Source organism: Pseudomonas sp. S60, assembly GCF_016647865.1.
Lineage (GTDB): Bacteria > Pseudomonadota > Gammaproteobacteria > Pseudomonadales > Pseudomonadaceae > Aquipseudomonas > Aquipseudomonas parafulva.
Map to the genome: position 1 here is coordinate 36,959 of NZ_JACVVH010000003.1, position 24,285 is coordinate 61,243.

The following is a 24,285-nucleotide window of genomic DNA, read 5'->3' on the forward strand; positions in this document are numbered from 1 at the left end:
AGAAAAATGAAGTTGCCGATCTACCTCGATTACTCCGCGACCACGCCGGTTGACCCACGCGTGGCCCAGAAGATGGCCGACTGCCTGACGGCGGACGGCAACTTCGGTAACCCTGCCTCGCGCTCCCACGTTTTCGGTTGGAAGGCCGAAGAAGCGGTCGAGCACGGCCGTCGCCAGGTTGCCGAACTGATCAATGCCGACCCGCGTGAGATCGTCTGGACCAGCGGTGCCACCGAGTCCGACAACCTCGCCCTTAAAGGTGTCGCGCACTTCTATCACACCAAGGGCAAGCACATCATCACCTCCAAGATCGAGCACAAGGCGGTCCTGGACACGGCTCGCCAGCTGGAGCGTGAAGGCTTTGAAGTGACCTACCTCGAGCCAGGCGCAGACGGCATCGTCACCCCGGCCATGGTCGAGGCGGTGCTGCGCGATGACACCATTCTGGTGTCGCTGATGCACGTGAACAACGAAGTCGGCTCGATCAACGACATCGCCGCCATCGGCGAACTCACCCGCTCGCGCGGTGTGCTGTTCCACGTCGACGCTGCCCAGTCCGCCGGCAAGGTCGAAATCGACCTGCAAAAGCTCAAGGTCGACCTGATGTCGTTCTCGGCGCACAAGGTCTACGGCCCCAAAGGGATCGGCGCGCTGTATGTCAGCCGCAAACCGCGGGTACGCCTTGAAGCCACCATTCATGGCGGTGGCCACGAGCGCGGCATGCGTTCGGGCACCCTGCCGACCCACCAGATCGTTGGCATGGGCGAAGCCTTCGCCATCGCCAAGCAGGAAATGGCCGCCGAGAACGTGCGCATCAAGGCCCTGAGCGATCGCTTCTTCAAGCAGGTGTCCAGCCTGGAAGAGCTGTACGTCAACGGCAGCCAGACTGCCCGTGTGCCGCACAACCTGAACCTGAGCTTCAACTATGTCGAAGGCGAGTCGCTGCTGATGTCGTTGAAGGACATTGCCGTATCGTCCGGTTCGGCCTGCACATCCGCTTCGCTCGAGCCTTCGTACGTACTGCGTGCGCTGGGCCGCAACGACGAGCTGGCGCACAGCTCGATCCGTTTCTCCTTCGGCCGCTTCACCACCGAGGCAGAAGTGGACTACGCCGCGCAGAAAGTCTGCGAGGCGGTGAACAAACTGCGTGAACTGTCGCCGCTGTGGGATATGTACAAAGACGGCGTTGACATCTCCAAGATCGAGTGGGCCGCCCACTAAGCAGTCGCCGGCAAGAGCGGCTCCCTGATGAGGAAGGAATTGCACCATGGCATACAGTGAAAAGGTCATCGACCACTACGAAAACCCGCGCAACGTCGGCAAGATGAATGCCGAGGACCCCGATGTCGGTACCGGCATGGTCGGCGCCCCTGCGTGTGGCGACGTGATGCGTCTGCAAATCAAGGTCAACGAGCAGGGCGTCATCGAAGACGCCAAGTTCAAGACCTACGGCTGCGGTTCGGCCATCGCTTCCAGCTCCCTGGCCACCGAGTGGATGAAGGGCAAGACCCTGGACGAAGCCGAAACCATCAAGAACACTCAGCTGGCCGAAGAACTGGCGTTGCCGCCGGTCAAGATCCACTGCTCGGTACTCGCCGAAGATGCCATCAAGGCAGCCGTACGCGATTACAAGCAGAAAAAAGGCTTGATCTAAGTCGCCTGTTGCGAGGTAAGGAGCTCTGATGGCTATCAGCATGACAGAAGCCGCCGCCAACCACGTGCGGCGTTCCCTGGAAGGGCGCGGCAAGGGTGAAGGCATTCGCCTGGGCGTGCGCACCACCGGCTGCTCGGGCCTGGCCTACGTGCTGGAGTTCGTCGACGAGCTGGCTGCGGAAGACGAGGTGTTCGAGAACCACGGTGTCAAGGTGATCATCGATCCCAAGAGCCTGGTCTACCTTGACGGTACCGAGCTGGACTTCGTCAAGGAAGGGTTGAACGAAGGCTTCAAGTTCAACAACCCCAACGTGCGCGGTGAGTGTGGCTGCGGCGAAAGCTTCAACGTCTGAGGCTGGCCGTGGGTACTCCTTGTCACTTCGCATTATTCGACCTGCAGCCAAGCTTCCGCCTGGATCTCGACGAGCTGGCCACTCGCTATCGCGCGTTGGCCCGTGATGTTCATCCTGATCGCTTTGCCGACGCTTCCGAGCGTGAGCAGCGCGTGGCGCTGGAAAAGTCCGCAGCCCTCAACGATGCGTACCAGACCTTGCGCAGCGCGCCGCGCCGCGCACGCTACCTGCTGGCCATCGGTGGCCACGAAGTGCCCCAGGAAGTCACGGTCCACGACCCGGACTTCCTGTTGCAGCAGATGCAGTGGCGTGAAGAGCTCGAAGAGCTGCAGGATGGAGCGGATCTCGACGGCGTTGCCGTGTTCAAGAAGCGCCTGAAGGTTGCCCAGGACACGCTGAACGACGATTTCGCCGCCTGCTGGGATGTTGCTGCAGAGCGCGAGCAGGCCGAGCGCCTGATGCGCCGCATGCAGTTCCTCGACAAGCTCGCCCAAGAAGTGCGCCAACTCGAAGAGCGCCTCGACGATTAACCCGGTGCTGCCCGTGATGGCACCTAAGGTACTCAGATAAGCATGGCCCTACTGCAGATTGCCGAACCCGGTCAAACCCCTCAGCCGCACCAGCGCCGCCTGGCGGTGGGGATCGACCTGGGTACTACCAATTCTCTGGTCGCTGCACTGCGCAGCGGTGTCAGCGAGCCCCTGCCCGATGCGCAGGGTAATGTCATTCTGCCGTCGGCGGTGCGCTACCTCGAAGGGCGCAGCGAAGTCGGCCAGGCTGCACGTGATGCCGCCTCCAGCGACCCGTTCAATACCGTGCTCTCGGTCAAGCGCCTGATGGGGCGTGGGCTGGCCGACGTCAAGCAACTGGGTGAGCAACTGCCCTACCGCTTTGTTGGCGGCGAGTCGCACATGCCGTTCATCGATACCGTCCAGGGGCCCAAGAGCCCGGTGCAAGTGTCGGCGGACATCCTCAAGGTACTGCGCGAGCGTGCCGAGGCTACCCTTGGCGGCGACCTGGTGGGTGCGGTGATTACCGTGCCTGCCTACTTCGATGATGCCCAGCGCCAGGCTACCAAGGACGCTGCGCGCCTGGCCGGCCTGAACGTGCTGCGCCTGCTCAACGAGCCTACTGCTGCAGCCGTGGCTTACGGCCTGGATCAGAACGCCGAAGGGGTGGTGGCCATCTACGACCTGGGTGGTGGTACCTTCGATATCTCCATCCTGCGCCTGACCGCAGGTGTGTTCGAGGTGCTGGCCACTGGCGGTGATACTGCCTTGGGCGGTGACGATTTCGACCATGCGATTGCTGGCTGGATCATCGAGCAGGCGGGCCTGTCGTCCGACCTCGACCCGGCTACCCAGCGTGCCCTGCTGCAAGCTGCCTGCGCGGCCAAGGAAGCCCTCACCGACGCCGACGTGGTCGCGGTCAGCCATGGCGCCTGGCAGGGCGAGCTCAGCCGAGCGGCCTTCGATGCCATGATCGAGCCCATGGTCGCCCGTAGCCTCAAGGCCTGCCGCCGCGCCGTGCGTGACAGCGGTGTGGAACTCGAAGACGTCAGCGCCGTGGTCATGGTGGGCGGCTCTACTCGCGTGCCGCGTGTGCGCGAGGCGGTGGGTACGTTGTTTGGCCGTGCCCCGCTGACCTCGATCGACCCCGACCAGGTGGTGGCCATTGGCGCTGCCATCCAGGCCGATACCCTGGCCGGTAACCGCCGCGAAGGCGGTGAGCTGTTGCTGCTGGATGTGATCCCGCTGTCCCTGGGGCTTGAGACCATGGGTGGGCTGATGGAGAAGGTGATCCCGCGCAATACCACCATCCCGGTGGCCCGCGCCCAGGAATTCACCACCTACAAGGATGGCCAGACGGCCATGATGATCCACGTGCTGCAGGGTGAGCGCGAGCTCATCAGCGACTGCCGCTCGCTGGCCCGCTTTGAGCTGCGCGGCATTCCGGCCATGGTTGCCGGTGCTGCGAAAATCCGCGTGACCTTCCAGGTGGACGCCGATGGCCTGCTCAGCGTCGCGGCGCGCGAACTGGCCTCCGGCGTGGAGGCGAGCATTCAGGTGAAGCCGTCTTACGGCCTGACCGACGGTGAAATCGCCCGCATGCTCAAAGACTCCTTCCAGCATGCCGGCACCGACAAGCAGGCACGTCAGCTGCGCGAGCACCAGGTGGACGGCGAGCGCCTGTTGGAGGCGGTACAAGGCGCCCTGGACGCCGATGGCGAGCGCCTGCTCAGCGGCGAAGAGCGCCAGGCTATCGAATTCCAGATGCAAGAACTACGTGATTTGCTGGCCGGCACTGATGGCGCTGCCATCGAGCAACAGACCAAGCGTCTGTCGCAGGTGACCGATGCATTTGCCGCCCGTCGCCTTGATTCGACGGTCAAAGCCGCACTGGCCGGGCGCAACCTGAATGAGATCGAGGAGTAATCGATGCCGCTGGTGACATTCCTGCCGCATGAGAAATTCTGCCCTGAGGGGCTGACCGTGGAGGTGCCGGCCGGGACCAATATCCTGGAGCTGGCCCACGATCATCACATCGAGATGGAAAGTGCCTGTGGTGGGGTCAAGGCCTGCACCACCTGCCACTGCATCGTGCGCAAGGGCTTCGACTCCCTCGAAGAAGCCGACGAGCTGGAAGAGGACATGCTGGACAAGGCCTGGGGCCTGGAAGCCCAGTCGCGCCTGGGTTGCCAGGTGGTGGTAAAGGACCAGGACCTCACCATCGAGATCCCCAAGTATTCGCTCAACCATGCTGCCGAAGCACCGCACTGAGGGCCTGTACATGAGTCTGAAATGGGTTGATGTACTTGATATCGCCATCGAGCTTGCAGAAAGCAAGCCTGACGTCGATCCTCGTTATGTGAATTTCGTCGACCTGCACCGCTGGGTGCTGGCATTGCCAGGCTTCAGCGACGATCCGTCACGCGGCGGTGAGAAAGTGCTCGAAGCTATCCAGGCCGCCTGGATCGACGAAGCCGATTAAGCGTTATCTGCAGGTTAGGCAATCCCCCGGAACCCGCGTATAATTCGCGGGTTTAATTTTTCGCAACACTCATATTCTGGAGTTATCCATGGCTGTTCAACGTACCTTCTCCATCATCAAGCCTGACGCCGTTGCCAAGAACGTCATCGGCAAGATCACCAGCCGCTTCGAAGAAGCCGGCCTGAAAATCGTTGCCTCGAAAATCAAACAACTGTCCAAGGCCGAAGCTGAAGGCTTCTACGCCGAGCACAGCGAGCGCGGCTTCTTCGGTGACCTGGTTGCCTTCATGACTTCCGGCCCGGTAGTTGTTCAGGTTCTGGAAGGCGAGAACGCCATCGCCAAGAACCGTGAGCTGATGGGTGCCACCAACCCTAAAGAAGCTGCTGCCGGTACCATCCGTGCCGACTTCGCCGAGTCCATCGACGCCAACGCCGTTCACGGTTCGGACTCCGAAGCTGCTGCTGCTCGCGAAATCGCTTACTTCTTCGCTGCTACCGAGGTAACCACTCGCTAAGCGAAAGCTTACGGGTGAGGGTGAATCCATGACGACATCTACTGGCAAAATCAACCTGTTGGGTCTGACCCAGCCGGAAATGGAACAATTCTTCGACTCGATCGGGGAGAAACGCTTCCGTGCCGGCCAGGTGATGAAATGGATTCACCATTTTGGCGTCGATGATTTCGCCGCCATGACGAACGTCGGCAAGGTCTTGCGCGAAAAGCTCGAGGCCGTTGCCGAAATTCGCCCACCGGAAGTGGTCAGTGAAGACATTTCCGCTGACGGTACCCGCAAATGGGTCATCCGCGTTGCCTCCGGCAGCTGCGTCGAAACCGTCTACATCCCTACCGACGATCGCGGCACCCTGTGCGTGTCGTCGCAAGCCGGCTGTGCCCTGGACTGCAGCTTCTGCTCCACCGGCAAGCAAGGCTTCAACAGCAACCTCACCGCCGCCGAAGTGATCGGCCAAGTGTGGCTTGCCAACAAATCCTTCGGGACCGTCCCCGCCAAGATCGACCGCGCGATTACCAACGTGGTCATGATGGGCATGGGCGAGCCCTTGCTTAACTTCGACAACGTCATCGCCGCCATGAAAATCATGATGGATGACCTTGGCTACGGCATCTCCAAGCGTCGCGTCACCCTGTCCACCTCGGGCGTGGTGCCGATGATCGATGAGCTGGCCAAGCACATCGATGTGTCGCTGGCCCTGTCGCTGCACGCGCCCAACGACGAGTTGCGCAACAAGCTGGTACCGATCAACAAGAAGTACCCGCTGAAGATGCTGCTGCAATCGTGCATGGGCTACATGGACACCCTGGGTGGCAAGCGCGTGCTCACCATCGAGTACACGCTGCTCAAGGATGTCAACGATCAGCCCGAGCACGCTGCACAGATGATCGAACTGCTCCGCGATGTGCCGTGCAAGATCAACCTGATCCCGTTCAACCCGTTCCCGCACTCGGGCTACGAGCGGCCGAGCAACAATGCCATTCGTCGCTTCCAGGACATGCTGCACCACGGTGGTTTCAACGTTACCACCCGTACCACCCGTGGCGAAGACATCGACGCGGCCTGTGGTCAGTTGGTCGGCCAGGTCAACGACCGCACCCGCCGCAGCGAGCGTTACATTGCCGTGCGTCAGCTTTCAGCTGATGTGGAGCGCCAAGACAGCCCCGCCAGCCACTGACCGGTACCTTGCCCATGACCCTGCGCGCCGCGCTGTCGATCCTTGCGCTCCTGCTGCTGGCCGGTTGCGTGTCGGGCGGCACCGGCGACCCGCTGGCCAGCCGCGAGGGCAGGGCGCAAGCGGCGCGCGCCTACGTGCAGTTGGGACTGGGTTATTTGCAACAGGGTTTGACCGGGCAGGCAAAGGTGCCACTGGGCCAGGCGCTGGCCCTGGACAACCACGACAGCGATGCCCACGCGGCTCTGGCGCTGGTTTACCAGGCTGAAGGTGAGCCCGCCCTGGCCGAGCGGCATTTTCGCCAGGCCCTGCAGGCCAGTACCGGCACCACACGAATTCGCAACAATTACGGCAGTTTCCTTTATGCTCAGGGGCGATTTGCCGAGGCCGAGCAGATGTTTCGCCTGGCCAGTGCCGATACCCTGTATCCTGAGCGCTCGCGTGTGTTCGAGAACCTCGGCCTGACTGCCCTGCGGCTCGATCGCCGCGACCAGGCGCACGCCTATTTGCACAAAGCACTGCAGTTGGACCAACGGCAGCCGAAAGCCTTGCTGGAAATGGCTGAGTTGTCCTACGAAAACAGGCATTATGTGCCGGCCCGGGACTACTACGATCGTTTCAGCCAGCTGAGCGACCACGACGCCCGTAGCCTGTTGCTGGGTAGCCGCCTTGCCAGGGTCTTCGACCAACAAGGCACAGTGGCCGAGCTGGGTCAGCAATTACATCGACTTTATCCCGGTACGCCGGAATATCAGCAATACCTGTCGGAGCAACGATGAACGCCGCGCATCCCGAAGTAGCCGTAGCGCCTGGCCAGAACCCCGGTGAGCTTTTGCGCCTGGCCCGTGAAAAACGGGACTGGTCCCAAGCCGAGGTGGCCCGCAAGCTCAACCTCACCCTCAGTTCGTTGAACCATGTGGAAACCGGCGCCTTCGACAAGCTGCCGGGGCACACCTTCGCCCGTGGCTATATCCGTGCCTACGCCAAGCTGATGGACCTGGACCAAGCCGCGCTGGTCGAGGCCTTCGACCGCTACACCGGCACCCATGCCAAGGGCAGCGACGTGCACTCGCTGGGCCGCATCGAGGAGCCCATGCGCCTGTCCCATAACATTCTGCGCGGCGTCAGCCTGCTGCTGCTGTTGGCGGTGGTAGGGGGCGGTTTCGCCTGGTGGCAGGACCAGGGCAGCCAGCGTGGCAAGGACCTGTCGAAGATCGCCCTTGAACACGTCGAGGTCGAAAGCGCAGACGGCACCACCCAGATCCACCCACTCGATGAGCCTGAAGACCAGGCGGTTTCGGCAGGGCAGCAGCCCGAGAGCGCGCCGTTGCCTCTGGAGCAGAACACGGCCGGCCAGCAAGCCGCCACTGCCGAACAGGCGCCTGCGGCCGCCACGGCCCCGGCCAGCAGCCCGGCGACGGTGCAACAGGTACCTGCCCCCAGCACCGCCAGCCCAACCGTGGCGGCACCCAGTGCACCGGCTACCCCTGCGCCATCGGCCGAGGCCGCTGTTCAGCCAGCCGCCGTGCCAGCGGGCAGTGCCAAGGTCGCCATCCAGTTCGTGGCCGATTGCTGGACCCAGGTTTCCGATGGCAACGGCAAGGTGCTGTTCAGCGCCATCAAGCGCAAGGGGGACAACCTCGAACTGACCGGCAAGCCGCCCTTCGCGGTCCGCCTGGGCTTTGCCCGTGGCGCCCAGGTCAGCTACAACGGCCAGCCCGTCGACGTTGCCCCGTTCACCAGTGGCGAAACCGCTCGCCTGAAGTTGGGACAGTAACTCATGCACGGCGAATCCCCGATCAAACGTCGCGAATCCCGCAAAATCTGGGTCGGCAATGTGCCGGTGGGTGGTGATGCACCCATTGCAGTACAGAGCATGACCAACACCGACACCAACGATGTGGCGGCTACCGTCGGGCAGATCCAGCGTCTGGTCGATGCCGGCGTCGACATCGTGCGCGTCTCGGTACCGGACATGGACGCCGCCGAGGCCTTCGGCCGCATCAAGCAGCAGGTCAGCGTCCCGTTGGTGGCCGACATCCACTTCGACTACAAGATTGCCCTGCGCGTGGCCGAACTGGGTGTGGACTGCCTGCGTATCAACCCGGGCAACATCGGCCGTGAGGACCGTGTGCGGGCTGTAGTGGATGCCGCCCGCGACCGGGGTATCCCAATCCGTATCGGCGTTAACGCAGGCTCCCTGGAGAAGGACCTGCAGAAGAAGTACGGCGAACCGACCCCGGCTGCGCTGGTAGAGTCGGCGTTGCGCCATGTGGAGCATCTCGATCGCCTGAACTTCCAGGACTTCAAGGTCAGCGTCAAGGCCTCCGATGTATTCATGGCCGTCGAAGCCTATCGCCTGCTGGCCAAGCAGATCGTGCAGCCGTTGCACCTGGGCATCACCGAAGCCGGCGGCCTGCGCTCGGGGACGGTGAAATCTGCGGTGGGCCTCGGTATGCTGCTTGCCGAAGGCATTGGCGATACCATCCGTATTTCGCTCGCGGCCGACCCGGTCGAGGAAGTGAAGGTCGGTTACGACATTCTCAAGTCGCTGCACCTGCGTTCGCGTGGCATCAACTTCATCGCCTGCCCGAGCTGCTCGCGGCAGAACTTCGATGTGGTCAAGACCATGAACGAGCTTGAGGGGCGGCTGGAAGACCTGCTGGTTCCGCTGGACGTTGCAGTGATCGGCTGCGTGGTCAACGGCCCCGGTGAAGCCAAGGAATCCCATGTGGGCCTGACGGGTGGTACGCCGAACCTGGTGTACATCGACGGCAAGCCGGCACAGAAACTCACCAATGACAACCTGGTGGATGAGCTGGAAAAGCTCATTCGCCAGAAAGCGGCCGAAAAGGCCGAAGCCGACGCGGCACTGATTGCCCGTGGCTGATACACAGAATTCGTAAGGACTATTCGTGAGCAAATCGCTGCAAGCCATCCGTGGCATGAACGACATCCTGCCAGAACAGTCGCCGCTGTGGCGCTACTTCGAGGGTACCGTTGCCGGCCTGCTGGACACCTACGGGTACAGCCAGATCCGCACGCCCATCGTGGAGTTCACCGAGCTGTTCAAACGCTCGATCGGCGAAGTGACCGACATCGTCGAAAAGGAGATGTACACCTTCGAGGACCGCAACGGCGATTCGCTGACCCTGCGCCCCGAGGGCACGGCAGCGTGCGTACGTGCGGTGCTGGAGCATGGCATCACCGGCAACGGCCAGGTGCAGAAACTCTGGTACATCGGCCAGATGTTCCGCCACGAGCGCCCACAGAAAGGCCGCTACCGCCAGTTCCACCAGATCGGTGTGGAAGTGTTCAACCTGGACGGCCCGGACATCGATGCCGAACTGATCATGCTCACCTGGCGCCTGTGGGGCCTGCTGGGCATCCAGGACGCGGTCAAGCTGGAACTCAACAGCCTGGGCACCAGCGAAGCACGGGCCCGCTACCGTGATGCGCTGGTCGAGTTCCTCTCGGCGCGCCTGGAGCAGCTCGATGAAGACAGCCAGCGCCGCCTGAAGAGCAACCCGCTGCGCATCCTCGACAGCAAAGACCCGAACACTCAGGCGGTGCTGGTGGGCGCACCGAAGCTCGAAGACTACCTGGACGAAGAATCGCGGGTGCACTTCGAAGGCCTCAAGGCGCGCCTGGACGCTGCCGGTATCCCGTTCCAGCTCAATACCAAGCTGGTGCGTGGCCTGGACTACTACAGCAAGACCGTCTTCGAGTGGGTCACCGACAAACTCGGCGCCCAAGGCACGGTGTGTGCGGGTGGGCGTTACGATGGCCTGGTCGAGCAGATGGGCGGCAAGCCGACCCCCGGCGTTGGTTTCGCCATGGGTATCGAACGCCTGATCCTGCTGCTGGAAACGCTCGGCAAGGTGCCTGAATCCATCAGCCGTCAGGTCGACGTCTACCTGTGCGCCTTCGGCGAGCAGGCCGAACTGGCCGGGTTGCGCCTGTCGGAACAGTTGCGCGATCGCCTGCCGGGCCTGCGCCTGGCGGTCAACGCCGGTGCTGGCAGCTTCAAGAGCCAGTTCAAGAAGGCCGACAAGAGTGGCGCGCTGTTCGCCCTGATTCTCGGCGACGACGAACTGGCCAGCCAGGAAATCGGCTTCAAGCCCCTGCGCGGTCAGGGCGAACAACAGAACATTGCCTGGGATGCTCTTGCAGAGCACCTGGAAACCGCGATCGCCCAGGCGTAACGCGGTTCAACAAGCGAATAGGCGAAAAGGAGTATTGGGGTGTCGAGTACCGATGATGAACTGGTAGGGGTCAAGGACTGGTGGAACCGCAACGGCAAGCCGCTGCTGACCGGCGCCCTGTTGGCGGGTGTGGTGGTGCTGGGCTGGAATACCTGGCACAAGTACCAGAACAACCAGTCGCAAGGTGCTTCGCAGCTGTACCAGGCCTTGCTGGAAACCAGCCTGACGCCCAGCGGCCAGCCTGACGCGACCAAGGTCGCGGAACTGGCCGGCAAGCTCAAGAGCGAGTTCGGCGGTACCGCCTATGCCCAGTACGGTAGCCTGTTCGTGGCCAAGGTGGCGGTAGAAACCGGCAAGCTTGACGACGCCGCTGCCGAGCTCAAGTCTGTGGTGGACAAGCCCGCCGATACTACCCTGGGCGAGATTTCCCGCCAGCGCCTGGCACGGGTGATGGCCGCTCAGAACAAGGCCGAGGATGCCCTCAAGCTGCTGGACGGCGACGCTGACAAGGCGTTTCTGGCCAGCCGTGAAGAGTTGAAGGGTGACCTGCTGGTGCAGCTGGGGCGCGCTGACGACGCCCACAGCGCTTACGAAAAAGCCAAGGCTGCGCTGTCCGACGAGGCGGCGGTCGGTGGCTTGCAATTGAAGCTGGATGACCTGGCCAAAGGGGACGCGTAAGTGATCGGTTGGAAACAAGCAGCAGTGCTGACCTTGGCCGTACTGGCCGCAGGTTGCAGCAGCAACAGCAAGAAGGAACTGCCCCCGGCCGAGCTGACCAAGTTCACCGAGGAAGTGGTGCTGAAAAAGCAGTGGAGCCGTTCGATTGGTGACGGCCAGGGCGAAACCTACAACACCCTGGTGCCGGCCATTGAAAACGACCGCATCTACGCGTCCGACGTGAAGGGCGACGTTTATGCCCTTGATCGCATCACCGGTAATGTGGTGTGGAACAAGGACCTTGACCTGCCAGTTTCCGGCGCTGTCGGCGTGGGCTACGGCCTGGTGATGCTCGGCACCCTCAAGGGTGAAGTGATTGCCCTGGACTCGAGCACCGGTGAAGAGCGCTGGCGTTCGCGGGTGACCAGCGAAGTACTGGCGCCGCCTGCCAACAACGGTGATGTGGTCGTTGTACAAACCCAGGACGATCGCCTGATCGGCCTGGATGCGGCTACCGGCGATCGTCGCTGGATCTACGAAAGCAGCCCCGCCGTGCTGACACTGCGTGGCACCGGCGCGCCAATCGCCACCAACCGCCTGGCCGTGGCCGGCCTGTCCACCGGCAAGGTGGTTGCGGTGGATATCAGCAACGGCGTACCCGTGTGGGAAAGCCGCGTGGCCATTCCCAAGGGCCGCTCCGAGCTGGACCGTGTTGTGGATATCGACGGCGGGTTGCTGCTCTCCGGTGGTACCCTGTACGTCAGTACCTATCAGGGCCGCGTTGCGGGCCTGGACCTGGAAAGCGGCCGGGTGATCTGGCAGCGCGACGCCTCCAGCTATGTGGGTGTGGCCCAGGGCTTCGGCAACGTCTACGTCAGCGAAGCGTCCGGTACCGTGGAAGGGGTGGACGAGCGTTCTTCCAGCGCCATCTGGTCCAACGATGCCATGGCTCGCCGGCAGCTGACCGCCCCGGAGGTGTACAGCAGCTACGTGGCAGTGGGTGACTTCGAAGGCTACCTGCACCTGCTGAGCCAGGTCGATGGCCGCTTCGTTGGCCGTGAGCGTATCGACAGCGATGGCCTGCGCGCCCGACCACTGGTGGTCGGCGACACCATCTATGTATTTGGCAACAGCGGCAAGCTCGAGGCACTGACCATCCGCTGAAGCTATGCTTGAAGCCTTGATAGGGCTTCAGGCCGCGGCGTAGGACACGCCGCCCGAACTCCGGCCGCTGCCTTGCAGCGGCCTTTGCATTTTCAAGAATTCAAGAGTGGAGAGCCAATGGTTCCCGTAATTGCCCTGGTGGGCCGCCCGAACGTTGGCAAATCCACCATGTTCAACCGCCTGACCAAAACCCGCGATGCCATCGTCGGTGACCTGTCGGGCCTGACCCGTGACCGCCAGTATGGTGATGCCAGCTGGCAGGGTCGCTCCTTCATCCTGATCGATACCGGTGGTATTACCGGTGACGAAGTGGGCATGGACGAAAAGATGGCCGAGCAGTCGCTGATGGCCATCGAAGAGGCCGACTATGTGCTGTTCCTGGTGGATGCCCGTGCTGGCATGACTGCCGCCGACCAGATGATTGCCGAGCACCTGCGCAAGCGCAACAAAGAAGCGATTCTGGTTGCCAACAAGATCGACAACATCGACGCCGATGTTGCCCGCGCCGAATTCTCGCCGCTGGGCATGGGCAATGCCATTCCGGTAGCAGGTTCCCAGGGGCGCGGCATCAATGCCTTGATGGAAGCCGTGCTGGGTCACATCCCGCGCGACCAGGTCGAAGACGCGCTGGACGCCGACGTGGCCGAAGGCGAGGAGGCCGTGCGCATTCCGGGCCCGAGCGAGAAGGATGGCATCAAGATCGCCATCATCGGCCGCCCGAACGTGGGCAAGTCGACGCTGGTAAACCGCATGCTCGGCGAAGAGCGGGTGGTGGTGTACGACCAGCCAGGCACTACCCGTGACAGTATCTACATCCCGTTCGAGCGTGATGGTGACAAGTACACCTTCATCGACACGGCGGGTGTGCGCAAGCGCGGCAAGATCCACGAGGAAGTCGAGAAGTTCTCGGTGGTGAAGACGCTGCAGGCGATCAAGGACGCCAACGTGGTCATCTTCGTCATGGATGCCCGCGAAGGGGTGGTTGACCACGACCTCAACCTGCTGGGTTTTGCCCTGGAAGCGGGCCGTGCCATTGTCATCGCCCTGAACAAGTGGGACGGCATGGAGCCGGGTGAGCGCGACTACGTGAAGACCGAGCTGGAGCGCCGGCTGTTCTTCGTCGATTTTGCCGACATCCACTTCATCTCGGCGTTGCACGGCACTGGGGTAGGCCACCTGTACAAGTCGGTGCAGGCTGCGTTCCTGTCTGCGGTCACCCGCTGGCCGACCAGCCGCCTGACCCAGATCCTCGAGGATGCGGTCAGCGAACACCAGCCGCCGCTGGTCAACGGCCGCCGCATCAAGCTGCGCTATGCCCACTTGGGTGGCGCCAACCCGCCGCTGATCGTGATTCACGGTAACCAGACCGACAAGATTCCGAAGTCGTACTCCCGTTACCTGGAAAACACCTACCGCCGGGTACTGAAGCTGGTCGGTACGCCGATCCGCATTGAGTACAAGGGTGGTGACAACCCGTACGAAGGCAAGAAAAACACCCTGACCGACCGCCAGGTCAACAAGAAACGCCGCTTGATGTCCCACCACAAAAAAGCCGAGAAAAAGCGCCGCGACAAGCGGTAAAGCAGCTGCGAGCTGCAAGCGGCAAGCTGCAAGTAAAAGCAGACCGCGTTATCTTTGCTTTTTCTTGCAGCTTCAAGCTCGCGGCTCGCGGCTCGCGGCTCGCGGCTCGCGGCTTGAAGCTTGAAGCTTGAAGCTTGCAGCTAGGAAAGGGGGGAGACATGATCAGCAGTAAACTGCCGGATGTCGGCACTACCATTTTCACGACCATGTCTCAGCTTGCCGCGCAGACGGGTGCGTTGAACCTGTCGCAAGGTTTCCCTGACTTCAATGGGCCACAGGCGCTGCTCGACGCGGTAGGGCGCCATGTGGCCGCCGGGCACAACCAGTATTCGCCGATGACCGGTTTGCCTGCGCTGCGTCAGCAGGTGGCGGCCAAGGTGCAGCGGTTGTACGGGGCCCAGGTGGATGCTGACCAGGAAGTGACCATCACGCCCGGTGCCACCGAGGCGATTTTCTGCGCCATCCAGGCGGTGGTTCACCCCGGTGACGAGGTGATCGTTTTTGACCCTTCCTACGACAGCTACGAACCCTCCGTGCAACTGGCGGGGGGGCGCTGTGTGCACGTGCAGCTTGGCGACGGTGACTTTCGTATCGACTGGCAGCGGTTCGCGGATGCCCTGAGCCCGCGTACCCGCATGGTCATTCTCAACTCGCCGCACAACCCCAGCGGCGCGCTGGTCACCCACGAAGACCTGAACCAGCTGGCCGCACTGATCGGCGAGCGCGACGTGTTCGTGGTCAGCGATGAAGTCTACGAACACCTGGTGTACGACGGTGCCCGCCATGCCAGCGTGCTGGCCCATGAGCAGTTGTACCGGCGCGCGTTCGTGGTCAGTTCGTTCGGCAAGACCTACCACGTCACTGGCTGGAAGACTGGCTACGTGATCGCACCGCCAGCGCTCAGCGCAGAACTGCGCAAGGTGCACCAGTACGTGAACTTCTGCGGGGTCACCCCCCTGCAGTGTGCCCTGGCCGACTTCATGGCCGCGCACCCTGAACATGTCGAGCAGTTGCCCGCGTTCTACCAGGCCAAGCGCGACCTCTTCTGCGGTTTACTGGCGGGCTCGCGGTTTACGTTCACACCCACCGCAGGCACCTATTTCCAGCTGGTGGACTACGCGCACATACGCCCCGACCTGGACGATGTGCAGATGTCGCTGTGGCTCACCCGCGAGCACGGGGTGGCGACCATCCCCGTGTCGGTGTTCTACCAGCAGGCCATCACCGGGCAGCGCCTGGTGCGCCTGTGCTTTGCCAAACGAGAGGAGACGCTGCGCCAGGCAGCGGAGAAACTATGCGCGATTTGAGTACGCTGCCGAATCTGAAAATTGCCTTGGTGCAAACCACACTCGCCTGGCACGACCCCGAGGCCAACTACGCGCATTTCGAAGCGCTGCTGGAGCACGTGGGCGAGGTGGACCTGGTGATCCTGCCAGAAATGTTCACCACAGGGTTTTCGATGCAGTCCGAAAGCCTGGCCGAGCAGGAAAACGGGCCAACCTACAAGTGGTTGAAGGCCCAGGCCAGGAAGCACGGCGCGGTGATCACCGGTAGCGTCATCATTCAGGCAGCCGACGGTAGCCATCGCAACCGCTTGCTGTGGGCGCGGCCGGATGGTGAGATCCTGCATTACGACAAGCGTCACCTGTTCCGCATGGCCGGTGAGCACAAGCATTACACCCCTGGGGAGCGTCAGGTGCAGTTCGAGCTCAAGGGCTGGCGTATCCGCCCGCTGATTTGCTACGACCTTCGCTTCCCGGTGTGGAGCCGCGATGCCCAGGACACCGACCTGCTGCTGTACACCGCCAACTGGCCCGCTGCCCGTCGCCAGCACTGGAACCGCCTGTTGCCGGCGCGGGGCATCGAGAACCTGTGCTATGTGGCTGCGGTGAACCGTGTGGGGACCGACGGCAAAGGGTTTGCGTATTCCGGCGACAGCCAGGTGCTGGATTTCCAGGGCGAGAGCCTGTTGAGCGCCGGTGAGGCGGACGGCGTGTTCACGGTGGTGCTCAGCGCAGCGGAGTTGGCCGCTTACCGCACCAAATTCCCGGCCAACCTGGACGCCGACACCTTCGACCTGCATTGACTGGCGGCTGCTGTCGGCAGGTACCCGGCTACCCTAGTACACATCCCGCCGATAGCGCCCGTCCTCGATCAGTTGCTGCACAGCTGCCTCGCCCAGTATGCCGTTGAGCGCCGCATCCACACCCGCGGCCATGCCTTGCAGGCTGCCGCAGACATAGATGCAGGCACCCTCGGCCACCCAGCGCCGCAGTTCATCGGCCTGCTGCAGCAATACATCCTGCACGTACACCTTTTCTGCCTGGTCACGGGAGAAGGCCAGGTCCAGGCGCGTGAGGTCGCCACTGGCCAGCCAGCTTTGCAGCTCACTGCCACACAGCAGGTCATGTGCCCGATTACGCTCGCCGAATAGCAGCCAGTTGCGCTGCTCGCCCGCGCTGATCCGTGCGCGAACCAGGCTGCGTAACCCCGCAAGGCCAGTGCCATTGCCAATAAGCACCATCGGCGCGGCAGTTTCCGGGAGGTGGAAGCCGCTGTTGCGGCGCAGGCGCAGGGTGAGTGAGCCATTCAGGGGCAGGTATTCGGTCAGCCAGCCCGAGCCCAGGCCCAGTTGCCCATTGGTGTGTCGCTCCTGGCGCACAATCAGCTCCAGCACGCCGTCGCTGGCGATTGAGGCAATCGAGTACTCGCGGGTGCCGATGGGCACCAGTGCCTCCACCAGTGCTTGCGGGTGCAGGCCCACCAGATGATCCCGGCGCATCGGCAATTGCCGGCCCGCCAGCGCCTGGGCCAAGGTTTCGGTCAGGCCGCCCAGTTGCACTGGGGCCATGGCATCCAGCGCCAAGCCCTTGAGAAATGCCTCGACCCGGCAAGGGCCGTTGAGCGGCAGGACCTCCACCAAGTCGCCGGCTTCCCAAGTCGCAGGCTCCTGCGGCTGCAAGCCCAGCAGGTAGACCGGCTGCCCCAGGCTGCCCGGGTTCAACAGTGTGCGGCTGACCAGTGACCAGCTACCGAAGCTCGGCGGTTGCCACGCTGTCACCGGCTCCGCCCCGGTCAGGCGTGTCAGTGCCTGCTGCCATTGCTGCAAGGCCGCAGGGTCGGCGCTGTCCACCTCGACCGGGCTGAATGCGCAGGTGGCCCCACGCTCACCCAGCCAGCCCTGCAGGCGGCGGGCGAAGCCGCAGAAGTGTGGATACTGACGGTCGCCCAGGGCGAGCAGGGCATAGCTGAGGTGGTTCAGTGCCAAGGCCTTGCCCAGTACATTGCGCTCGAAGCCCCGGGCGCTGTCCGGCGCCTCACCGTCACCGAAGGTGCTGACCACGAACACGGCACGCCTGGCCTGGCGCAAATCCTCCTCTGTCAGTGTACCCAGCGCCCGCACCTGCACAGCCAGGCCTGCCGCCTGAAGCTGGGCGGCGGTCTGCCAGGCCAACTGCTCGGCAAAGCCGCTTTGGCTGGCGAAACCGACGAGCCAGCCGTCGCCCGCCGTGTTCGCAATGGCTACATTGCCCCGGGCTGCGCGTACCTGGCGCTTCTTGCGGCGCCGGTCCAGGTACAACAGCCAGCCGGTGACGAAGAACACCGGCATGGTCAGGCTGGCGATGGTCAGGGCGATACGCCCCACCAGGCCGAAATACTCGCCCACGTGCAGGGCATAGACACTCTGCAGCAGCTGGGCCTTGAACGACTTGTCGGTGTAGCGCTCATGGCGCTGCACTTGGCCGTTGGCCGGGTCCAGCACAAGTGTATTGAATGCCCGGGGGTGCTCGGCATCGGCCTGCAGGTAGAACAGGTTGGCGGGTTGCCCACCCACAGGGGGCAGGCGCAGGTTGTAGCTGGCCAGCCCAGGGCCGGCAGCGTTGCTGAGGGTGGCCCAGATGGCGTCGTAATCGACCACCAGCGGCGGGGCGTTCTTGTCGACGTGTTGGGGGCCGTGGCGGCCACGGCCTTCGCCGCGTTTTTGCTGCTGGCCTGCGGCCGGGGCATCGGCCAGCAACCTGTTGAGGCCCTCCCGGTACCATTCGTAGGACCAGAACAAACCGGTAAGCGCGAACAGCAGATAGAACAGCAGGCACCAGGTACCCGCCACGGCGTGCAGGTCCCAATTGAATGCGCGGCCTTTCTTGGCCCAGTCGAAGGTAAGCCAGGTGCGCCAGTCCAGGGCCTTGCGTGGCCAGCGCAGGTACAGCCCGGACAAACAGAAGAACACCAGCATCAGGGTGCAGGCGCCGGTGATCTGCCGGCCGGTGTCACCCATGGCCAGAAACCGGTGCAGGTTGAGCATCAGGCTGAAGAAGCCCTGGCCCGCCACGTCCCCCTTCAGCTCACCGGTGTAAGGGTCGGCATAGCGCAGTTCGCCGCGGCGCTCGCCTGGCGCGGGGGTGAAGAATACGCGGGCCGCATCACCCTCACGCACATCCACCCATAGCATTGCCACCTTGTCCTGCTGCTGGGCCTCTACGCGTTTGACCAGTTCGGCAGGCGGCAATACACCTTCGGGCCGCACCTCGACCCGCAGCACCTCGCCATTGAACGCGCGTAGCAGTTCTTCCTGGAACGAATACAGGGCGCCGGTGATGCCCATCAACGCCAGCACCAACCCCGCGGTGATGCCAAACAACCAGTGCAGTTGGAACAGCGTCTTCTTCACCACCATCGATCACCCTGTGTACGGCCGCATAGGCGCGGCGCCCGGGGATGTTAATGGAAGTGATAGTGGCCAGCAATTGAGATTGGTTAACATTCGTGAGGCTTTACAATCTTTACAGCCCCAGGGGTTAAAACCCGTCTGCTACACCGCCTGCGAAGGCAAGGCCCCAACGAAAACGGGGCCTTGCGGCCCCGTTCGGTGTTACAGGTAGTAGGACTTCAGCGGCGGGAAGCCGTTGAATTCCACAGCGCTGTAACTGGTGGTGTAGGCACCGGTGGACAGCCAGTACAGGCGGTCGCCAATGGCCAGGTTCAGCGGCAGGCCGTACTTGTAGTGCTCGTACATGATGTCGGCACTGTCGCAGGTGGGGCCGGCGATGACCACTTCTTCCATCTCGCCCTTTTTCTCGGTCCAGATCGGGAACTTGATGGACTCGTCCATGGTTTCGATCAGGCCAGAGAACTTGCCCACGTCGGTGTACACCCAACGCTCCACGGCGGTACGAGACTTGCGCGCTACCAGCACCACTTCACTGACCAGAATACCGGCGTTGGCGATCAGCGAGCGGCCTGGCTCCAGAATGATTTCTGGCAGGTCATCACCAAAGTCTTCCTTCAGGAAGCGGATGATTTCCTCGGCATAGGTTTCCAGGCTGTTGGTACGGGTGATGTAGTTGGCCGGGAAGCCACCCCCCATGTTGATCAGCTTCAGTTCGATGCCGTCTTCTTCCTTCAGGCGCTCGAAGATCACCTTGACCTTGGCGATCGCGGCGTCCCACACACTGATGTCACGCTGCTGGGAACCCACGTGGAAGGAAATGCCGTAAGGCACCAGGCCCAGGTCACGGGCCAGGATCAGCAGGTCCATGGCCATGTCGGTCTGGCAGCCGAATTTGCGCGACAGCGGCCAGTCAGCCGTGGTGGAACCTTCGGTGAGGATGCGCACGTACACTTTCGAGCCCGGTGCGGCCTTGGCGATGTTGCGCAGGTCGGCTTCCGAATCGGTGGCGTACAGGCGCACGCCCTTCTCGAAGAAGTAGCGGATGTCCTTGGACTTCTTGATGGTGTTGCCGTAGCTGATACGGTCGGCGCTGACGCCGCGGTCCATCACCTTGTCCAGCTCGTAGATGGAGGCGATGTCGAAGTTCGAGCCTTTGTCCTTGAGCAGGTCGATGATCTCGACCGCTGGGTTGGCCTTGACCGCGTAGTAGACCTTGGCGAATTCGAAGCCGGCGCGCAGGTCGTCGTAGGCCTTGCTGATCATCTGGGTGTCGATGAGTACGAACGGCGTTTCCTGCTTGTCGGCAAAAGCCTTCATTTTCTGGAAGGTGTCGCGTGCGAAATAATCTTCGACCTGGATCGACATGCTCAGGGACTCCATGGGCAAACTGAAAATTTAAGTGGCTGCAAACTGAACGCCCTCCGTATCCCCACTTTGGTTCGCCTACTCAGTACTTGAGCCGGATGGATCGTTTCCAGCATGGACGTTCGGCGCGCACTTTAGGGCGTGAAGAATGCAGAATCAACAGGCAATCCCGGCGTGATCGCCGTGGATACACCCGCCACCCTTCGAATAACCGACTCGTATGACCGGCCGATGTTCCCCAGGCTGTTTCAAGCGTAAAGAATTGTGGAATAGCCCTGTTTCCAGGTGGTGTACACAGGCCCGCCCCCACAAGGACTTGCACGTTCTGGTGGGGGCAGCGCCGGTGGTGAGGGGCGCGGGGGTGTTCATATTTATGGCCACATTTATCGGGTACGGGCGTCCCGGTATTTGTGCATAAATTTTTTGTTACTGACCGGCGATTCCTCGTTTGCGGCTGGCAGGTGGCACGTTACGAGGCGGCCACCTCGGCCGGCGAGACGATACTGGTCTTCATCCCGCGGGAGCGCCCCGAACTCAGGTAGGCGGCGATCGACTCCTGGGTTACCTCGCCCAGGAACACCTGTTCGGCATCCAGTACCGGCAACCAGGCGCGGTTGAACTCGTACATGCGCGACAGCAGGATGCGCAGGTGCTCGTCGTGGGAGGCGGTGGCGTTGAAGGGGCGCAGGAAGTCGGCACAGGTACCTTGCTGGCGATGCATGTCGCGGCGGCGCACGTAGCCCAGTGCCTTGTTCTGGCCATCGGTCACCACCACGTAGCGGCGGTCGTGTTCGTCCAGCAGCTCCAGGGCTTCGCCTACCGGCGTCTGCGGGCTTACCGAGGGCGCGTTGTCTGCCGCGTCTTCGGCACGCACCAGCAACAGGCGCTTCAACGTGCTGTCCTGGCCGACGAAGTTGCTGACGAAATCGTCGGCCGGGTGCGCCAGCAAGGTATCCGGGTGGTCCAGTTGCAGCAGTTTGCCGGCGCGGAAGATGGCGATCTTGTCGCCCAGCTTGATCGCTTCGTCGATGTCGTGGCTCACCATGATCACCGTCTTGTTCAGCGCGCGCTGCATTTCGAAGAACTCGTTCTGGATCATCTCGCGGTTGATCGGGTCCACCGCGCCGAACGGTTCGTCCATCAACAGCACCGGTGCATCTGCCGCCAGGGCACGGATCACGCCGATACGCTGCTGCTGGCCACCGGACAGCTCGCGGGGGTAGCGCTGCAGGTATTGCTTGGGTTCAAGCTTGATCATGTGCATCAGCTCGCGGGCGCGGTCGTGGCAGCGCTGCTTGTCCCAACCGAGCAGCCGTGGCACCACGGTGATGTTCTCTTCGATGGTCATGTTGGGGAACAGGCCGATCTGCTGGATCACGTAGCCGATGTGGCGACGCAGGGTCACCTCGTCCAGGCCGCTGGTGTCCTCGCCATTGATGAACACCTGCCCGGACGTAGGGGTAATCAGGCGGTTGATCATCTTCAGCGTGGTGCTCTTGCCGCAGCCCGAGGGGCCAAGGAACACGCAGATCTCGCCTTCGTTGACGGTGAGGCTGACCGCGTCCACGGCTTTGACATCCTTGCCGTTGGCGTTGAAGGTTTTGCTGAGGTTTTTCAGTTCGATCATGAGCGCATTCCTTCTGGAGTCAGGGCACGTTGCAGGGTTTGCAGCAGCAGGTCGGCAATGATTGCCAGCAGGCTGACCAGTACGGCGCCAACCAGCAGCATCGACATGTCGCTGCGGCTGATGGAGGTGAGGATGAGCACGCCAAGGCCGCCCGCGCCGATGGTGGCGGCGATGGTCATCACGCCGATGTTCATCACCACGGCGGTACGCACGCCGGCCAGGATCACCGGTACGGCGATGGGCAATTCGACCATGCGCAGGCGCTGGCCAAAGGTCATGCCGATACCGCGCGCGGCTTCACGGATGCCTGGCTCGACGTTGGTCAGCGCCAGGTAGGTGTTGCGCAGAATGGGTAGCAGTGAATAAAGGAACACTGCCGTGATCGCCGGCAGCGGGCCCAGGCCCTGGCCGAACTTGGAGTAGAACGGCAGCAGCAACCCGAACAGGGCGATGGAGGGGATGGTCAGCAGCACCGTGGCGCTGGCCTGCAGCGGGCCGGCCAGGAACGGGAAACGGGTCATCAGGATGCCCAGCGGCACGCCGATGAGGATGGCCAGGCCCACGGCGATGCCCACCAGCATGATGTGCTGCCAGGTCAGTTGCAGGACCAATGCCCAGTCCAGGTGGGCGAACGTGTCGAACAGGCTCATGGGGTCACCTCGTGCAAGGGATGCTCACGCAGGAAGGCGGCGGCCACCGAAGACGGGCTCTGGTGCTGGACGTCGACCTTGGCGTTGAGCTGGCGCATGGTCTCGTCATCCAGTTGGTCGGCCAGGGGCGCCAGCAGCTCGGCGAGCTGGGGGTGGGCGTCCAGTACGGCTTTGCGGATCACCGGCCCTGCGGTGTAGTCAGGGAAGTAATGCTTGTCGTCTTCCAGCAGCTTGAGCTCGAACGCGTTGAGCCTGCCGTCAGTGGTGTACACCAGCCCTGCGAACACCTGGTTGTTGCGCAGGGCGGTATAGACCAGCCCTGCATCCATCTGCCGGATGTTGGCCCGGCCCAGGTGCATGCCGTAGCGCGCCTGCAGGCCATCAAGGCCGTCCGGGCGGTTGGCGAACTCGGTGTCCAGCGCCACCAGGTGCTTGCGCGATTGCTCGGCCTCGAGCACTTCGTTCAGCTGGCTGATGGTGTTCACCTGCGGGTACTCACGGGCAACTTCACTGGGCAGGGCCAGGGCATAGGTGTTGCTGAACTTCGATGGCTTGAGCCATACCAGGCCCTTGCGTGCGTCCAGTTCCTTGACCTTGGCGTACGTGGCCTCGGGGCTGGGCATGCGCTCGTCGATGTGGTTGTACGACACCAGCGATACGCCGGTGTATTCCCACATCAGGTCGAGTTGGCCGGTTTCCTGGGCCTGGCGTGCCAGGCTGCTGCCCAGGCCGCCGGTGACGCGAACGTCAAAGCCGTTGGCGCGCAGGTATTGGGCGGTGATTTCGGCCAGCACGGTCTGTTCGGTGAACACCCGGGCGCCGATACGGATCAGCGGTTTTTCCGCTGCCTGGGCAAAACCTGACAACAGCAGGCCCGCGCCCAGGAGCAAGGCGATAACTTTTTTCATGGGTTCCCTCAAGTGGTCAGGCCAGGCCGCGTTCCAGCCAGCGTCTGCTGGAAAAACTCACCAACGCATCCAGCAGTAGCGCCAGCAGTGCGGTGCAAGCTGCGCCAAGCAGCAACTGCGGTTGGTTGTTCAGGGCGATGCCAGGGAAGATCAGGCTGCCCAGGCTGTTGGCACCGATCAGAAACGCCAGCGGCGCAGTGCCCACATTCAGTGCCAGGGCCACCCGCACGCCACCGACGATGATGGGCACGGCGTTGGGCAGTTCCACCTGCCACAGTTGCTGGCGCGGCGTCATGCCGATGCCGGTGGCGGCTTCCTTGAGCGAGGCGGGTACGTTCTTCAGGCCTTCGTAGGTGTTGCGCACGATGGGCAGGAGGGAGGCGAGGAACAGGGCGAAGATCGCAGGCCCTGCGCCGATGCCCAGAACGCTGAGGGCGATGGCCAGTACGGCCAGGGGGGGGATGGTGTTGCCAACGTTGAAGAACTGCATGAAGCGCTCGGCTTTGTCGACCCTGTGCGGTCGACTCAAGGCAATGCCGGCGGGGATACCCACGGCCAATGCCGCCGCCATCGAAGCCAGCACCAGCACCAGGTGCGCTTGCAGGTAGAACGTCAGATCGTCGCGATAGCGCGCGATTGTGTCGAGGCCGATCCAGTGGACCAGCAGGGCCAGGATGACGAGCACGGTGGCCCATCCCAACAGCCCTTTTCCGTAGCGTTTCGCCACAGGTGGACTCCTTATTGTCGTCGGCGAGCACACTTCTTCTTGGCCGG

Annotated in this window: 24 protein-coding genes; 18 read left to right on the forward strand and 6 right to left on the reverse strand. The window is 62.7% G+C overall.

The window, feature by feature from the left end; translation table 11 throughout:
* Nucleotides 1-6: 6 nt before the first annotated feature.
* The 18 genes from IAE33_RS02110 to IAE33_RS02195 all read left to right on the forward strand — a co-directional run bounded on the left by IAE33_RS02110 (nucleotide 7) and on the right by IAE33_RS02195 (nucleotide 16,375).
* Nucleotides 7-1,221: an IscS subfamily cysteine desulfurase gene (locus IAE33_RS02110; protein WP_060482253.1), complete on the forward strand. Its 1,215-nt coding sequence runs from the start codon at nucleotides 7-9 to the stop codon at nucleotides 1,219-1,221.
* Between the two features lie 46 nt (nucleotides 1,222-1,267).
* Nucleotides 1,268-1,654, forward strand: a complete 387-nt coding sequence (iscU, locus tag IAE33_RS02115; protein WP_003248539.1) for a Fe-S cluster assembly scaffold IscU — start codon at nucleotides 1,268-1,270, stop codon at nucleotides 1,652-1,654.
* A gap of 28 nt (nucleotides 1,655-1,682) precedes the next feature.
* Entirely contained in the window at nucleotides 1,683-2,006 is a 324-nt protein-coding gene (gene iscA, locus IAE33_RS02120) for an iron-sulfur cluster assembly protein IscA (protein WP_028631592.1), read from the forward strand.
* 8 nt (nucleotides 2,007-2,014) lie between these two features.
* The gene (gene hscB, locus IAE33_RS02125) at nucleotides 2,015-2,536 is read left to right on the forward strand and encodes a co-chaperone HscB (protein WP_201161910.1); all 522 of its coding nucleotides are present in this window, start codon (nucleotides 2,015-2,017) and stop codon (nucleotides 2,534-2,536) included.
* Between the two features lie 42 nt (nucleotides 2,537-2,578).
* A complete protein-coding gene (gene hscA / locus IAE33_RS02130; protein WP_060482252.1) occupies nucleotides 2,579-4,441 on the forward strand; it encodes a Fe-S protein assembly chaperone HscA in 1,863 nt (620 codons plus the stop codon).
* A gap of 3 nt (nucleotides 4,442-4,444) precedes the next feature.
* Complete coding sequence (gene fdx / locus IAE33_RS02135) at nucleotides 4,445-4,786, forward strand: ISC system 2Fe-2S type ferredoxin (protein ID WP_028631589.1); 342 nt, start codon at nucleotides 4,445-4,447, stop codon at nucleotides 4,784-4,786.
* A 10-nt stretch (nucleotides 4,787-4,796) separates the two neighbouring features.
* On the forward strand, nucleotides 4,797-4,997 hold the full coding sequence (iscX, locus tag IAE33_RS02140) for a Fe-S cluster assembly protein IscX (protein WP_028631588.1): 201 nt from the start codon (nucleotides 4,797-4,799) through the stop codon (nucleotides 4,995-4,997).
* A gap of 88 nt (nucleotides 4,998-5,085) precedes the next feature.
* Entirely contained in the window at nucleotides 5,086-5,511 is a 426-nt protein-coding gene (gene ndk / locus IAE33_RS02145; RefSeq protein WP_028631587.1) for a nucleoside-diphosphate kinase, read from the forward strand.
* Nucleotides 5,512-5,539: 28 nt separating this feature from the next.
* Nucleotides 5,540-6,685, forward strand: coding sequence for a 23S rRNA (adenine(2503)-C(2))-methyltransferase RlmN (gene rlmN / locus IAE33_RS02150; protein ID WP_060482251.1), 1,146 nt, complete (start codon nucleotides 5,540-5,542; stop codon nucleotides 6,683-6,685).
* A gap of 14 nt (nucleotides 6,686-6,699) precedes the next feature.
* Nucleotides 6,700-7,461: a type IV pilus biogenesis/stability protein PilW gene (pilW, locus tag IAE33_RS02155; protein ID WP_201161911.1), complete on the forward strand. Its 762-nt coding sequence runs from the start codon at nucleotides 6,700-6,702 to the stop codon at nucleotides 7,459-7,461.
* The gene (locus IAE33_RS02160; protein WP_201161912.1) at nucleotides 7,458-8,459 is read left to right on the forward strand and encodes a RodZ domain-containing protein; all 1,002 of its coding nucleotides are present in this window, start codon (nucleotides 7,458-7,460) and stop codon (nucleotides 8,457-8,459) included. Before pilW ends, IAE33_RS02160 begins: the two co-directional genes overlap by 4 nt.
* A 3-nt stretch (nucleotides 8,460-8,462) precedes the next feature.
* Entirely contained in the window at nucleotides 8,463-9,572 is a 1,110-nt protein-coding gene (gene ispG, locus IAE33_RS02165; RefSeq protein ID WP_028631583.1) for a flavodoxin-dependent (E)-4-hydroxy-3-methylbut-2-enyl-diphosphate synthase, read from the forward strand.
* Nucleotides 9,573-9,597: 25 nt separating this feature from the next.
* The gene (hisS, locus tag IAE33_RS02170; RefSeq protein ID WP_201161913.1) at nucleotides 9,598-10,887 is read left to right on the forward strand and encodes a histidine--tRNA ligase; all 1,290 of its coding nucleotides are present in this window, start codon (nucleotides 9,598-9,600) and stop codon (nucleotides 10,885-10,887) included.
* Nucleotides 10,888-10,926: 39 nt separating this feature from the next.
* Nucleotides 10,927-11,565, forward strand: a complete 639-nt coding sequence (locus IAE33_RS02175) for a tetratricopeptide repeat protein (protein ID WP_060482248.1) — start codon at nucleotides 10,927-10,929, stop codon at nucleotides 11,563-11,565.
* Nucleotides 11,566-12,708, forward strand: coding sequence for an outer membrane protein assembly factor BamB (gene bamB, locus IAE33_RS02180; RefSeq protein ID WP_028631580.1), 1,143 nt, complete (start codon nucleotides 11,566-11,568; stop codon nucleotides 12,706-12,708).
* A gap of 117 nt (nucleotides 12,709-12,825) precedes the next feature.
* Nucleotides 12,826-14,289, forward strand: coding sequence for a ribosome biogenesis GTPase Der (der, locus tag IAE33_RS02185; protein ID WP_028631579.1), 1,464 nt, complete (start codon nucleotides 12,826-12,828; stop codon nucleotides 14,287-14,289).
* 158 nt (nucleotides 14,290-14,447) lie between these two features.
* Nucleotides 14,448-15,596: a pyridoxal phosphate-dependent aminotransferase gene (locus tag IAE33_RS02190; RefSeq protein ID WP_201161914.1), complete on the forward strand. Its 1,149-nt coding sequence runs from the start codon at nucleotides 14,448-14,450 to the stop codon at nucleotides 15,594-15,596.
* Nucleotides 15,584-16,375 carry an amidohydrolase gene (locus IAE33_RS02195; RefSeq protein WP_201161915.1) on the forward strand — a complete coding sequence of 264 codons (792 nt, stop codon included), beginning with the start codon at nucleotides 15,584-15,586 and terminating at the stop codon, nucleotides 16,373-16,375. The genes IAE33_RS02190 and IAE33_RS02195 overlap by 13 nt, the downstream gene beginning before the upstream one ends.
* A 33-nt stretch (nucleotides 16,376-16,408) precedes the next feature.
* On the opposite strand, the gene IAE33_RS02200 is transcribed toward IAE33_RS02195, so the two are convergent.
* From IAE33_RS02200 to IAE33_RS02225, 6 genes are all read right to left on the reverse strand, one after another.
* On the reverse strand, nucleotides 16,409-18,964 hold the full coding sequence (locus tag IAE33_RS02200; protein WP_201162038.1) for a PepSY domain-containing protein: 2,556 nt from the start codon (nucleotides 18,962-18,964) through the stop codon (nucleotides 16,409-16,411).
* A 198-nt stretch (nucleotides 18,965-19,162) separates the two neighbouring features.
* Nucleotides 19,163-20,326 (reverse strand): type III PLP-dependent enzyme, encoded by a 1,164-nt coding sequence (locus IAE33_RS02205; RefSeq protein ID WP_028631575.1) that lies wholly within the window; start codon nucleotides 20,324-20,326, stop codon nucleotides 19,163-19,165.
* A 469-nt stretch (nucleotides 20,327-20,795) separates the two neighbouring features.
* Nucleotides 20,796-21,953 (reverse strand): osmoprotectant ABC transporter ATP-binding protein OsmV, encoded by a 1,158-nt coding sequence (locus IAE33_RS02210; RefSeq protein WP_028631574.1) that lies wholly within the window; start codon nucleotides 21,951-21,953, stop codon nucleotides 20,796-20,798.
* Nucleotides 21,950-22,603, reverse strand: a complete 654-nt coding sequence (locus IAE33_RS02215) for an ABC transporter permease (protein WP_028631573.1) — start codon at nucleotides 22,601-22,603, stop codon at nucleotides 21,950-21,952. Before IAE33_RS02215 ends, IAE33_RS02210 begins: the two co-directional genes overlap by 4 nt.
* On the reverse strand, nucleotides 22,600-23,511 hold the full coding sequence (locus IAE33_RS02220) for a glycine betaine ABC transporter substrate-binding protein (protein ID WP_201161916.1): 912 nt from the start codon (nucleotides 23,509-23,511) through the stop codon (nucleotides 22,600-22,602). Before IAE33_RS02220 ends, IAE33_RS02215 begins: the two co-directional genes overlap by 4 nt.
* Before the next feature lie 16 nt (nucleotides 23,512-23,527).
* Nucleotides 23,528-24,238 carry an ABC transporter permease gene (locus IAE33_RS02225; RefSeq protein WP_028631571.1) on the reverse strand — a complete coding sequence of 237 codons (711 nt, stop codon included), beginning with the start codon at nucleotides 24,236-24,238 and terminating at the stop codon, nucleotides 23,528-23,530.
* Between the last annotated feature and the right edge of the window lie 47 nt (nucleotides 24,239-24,285).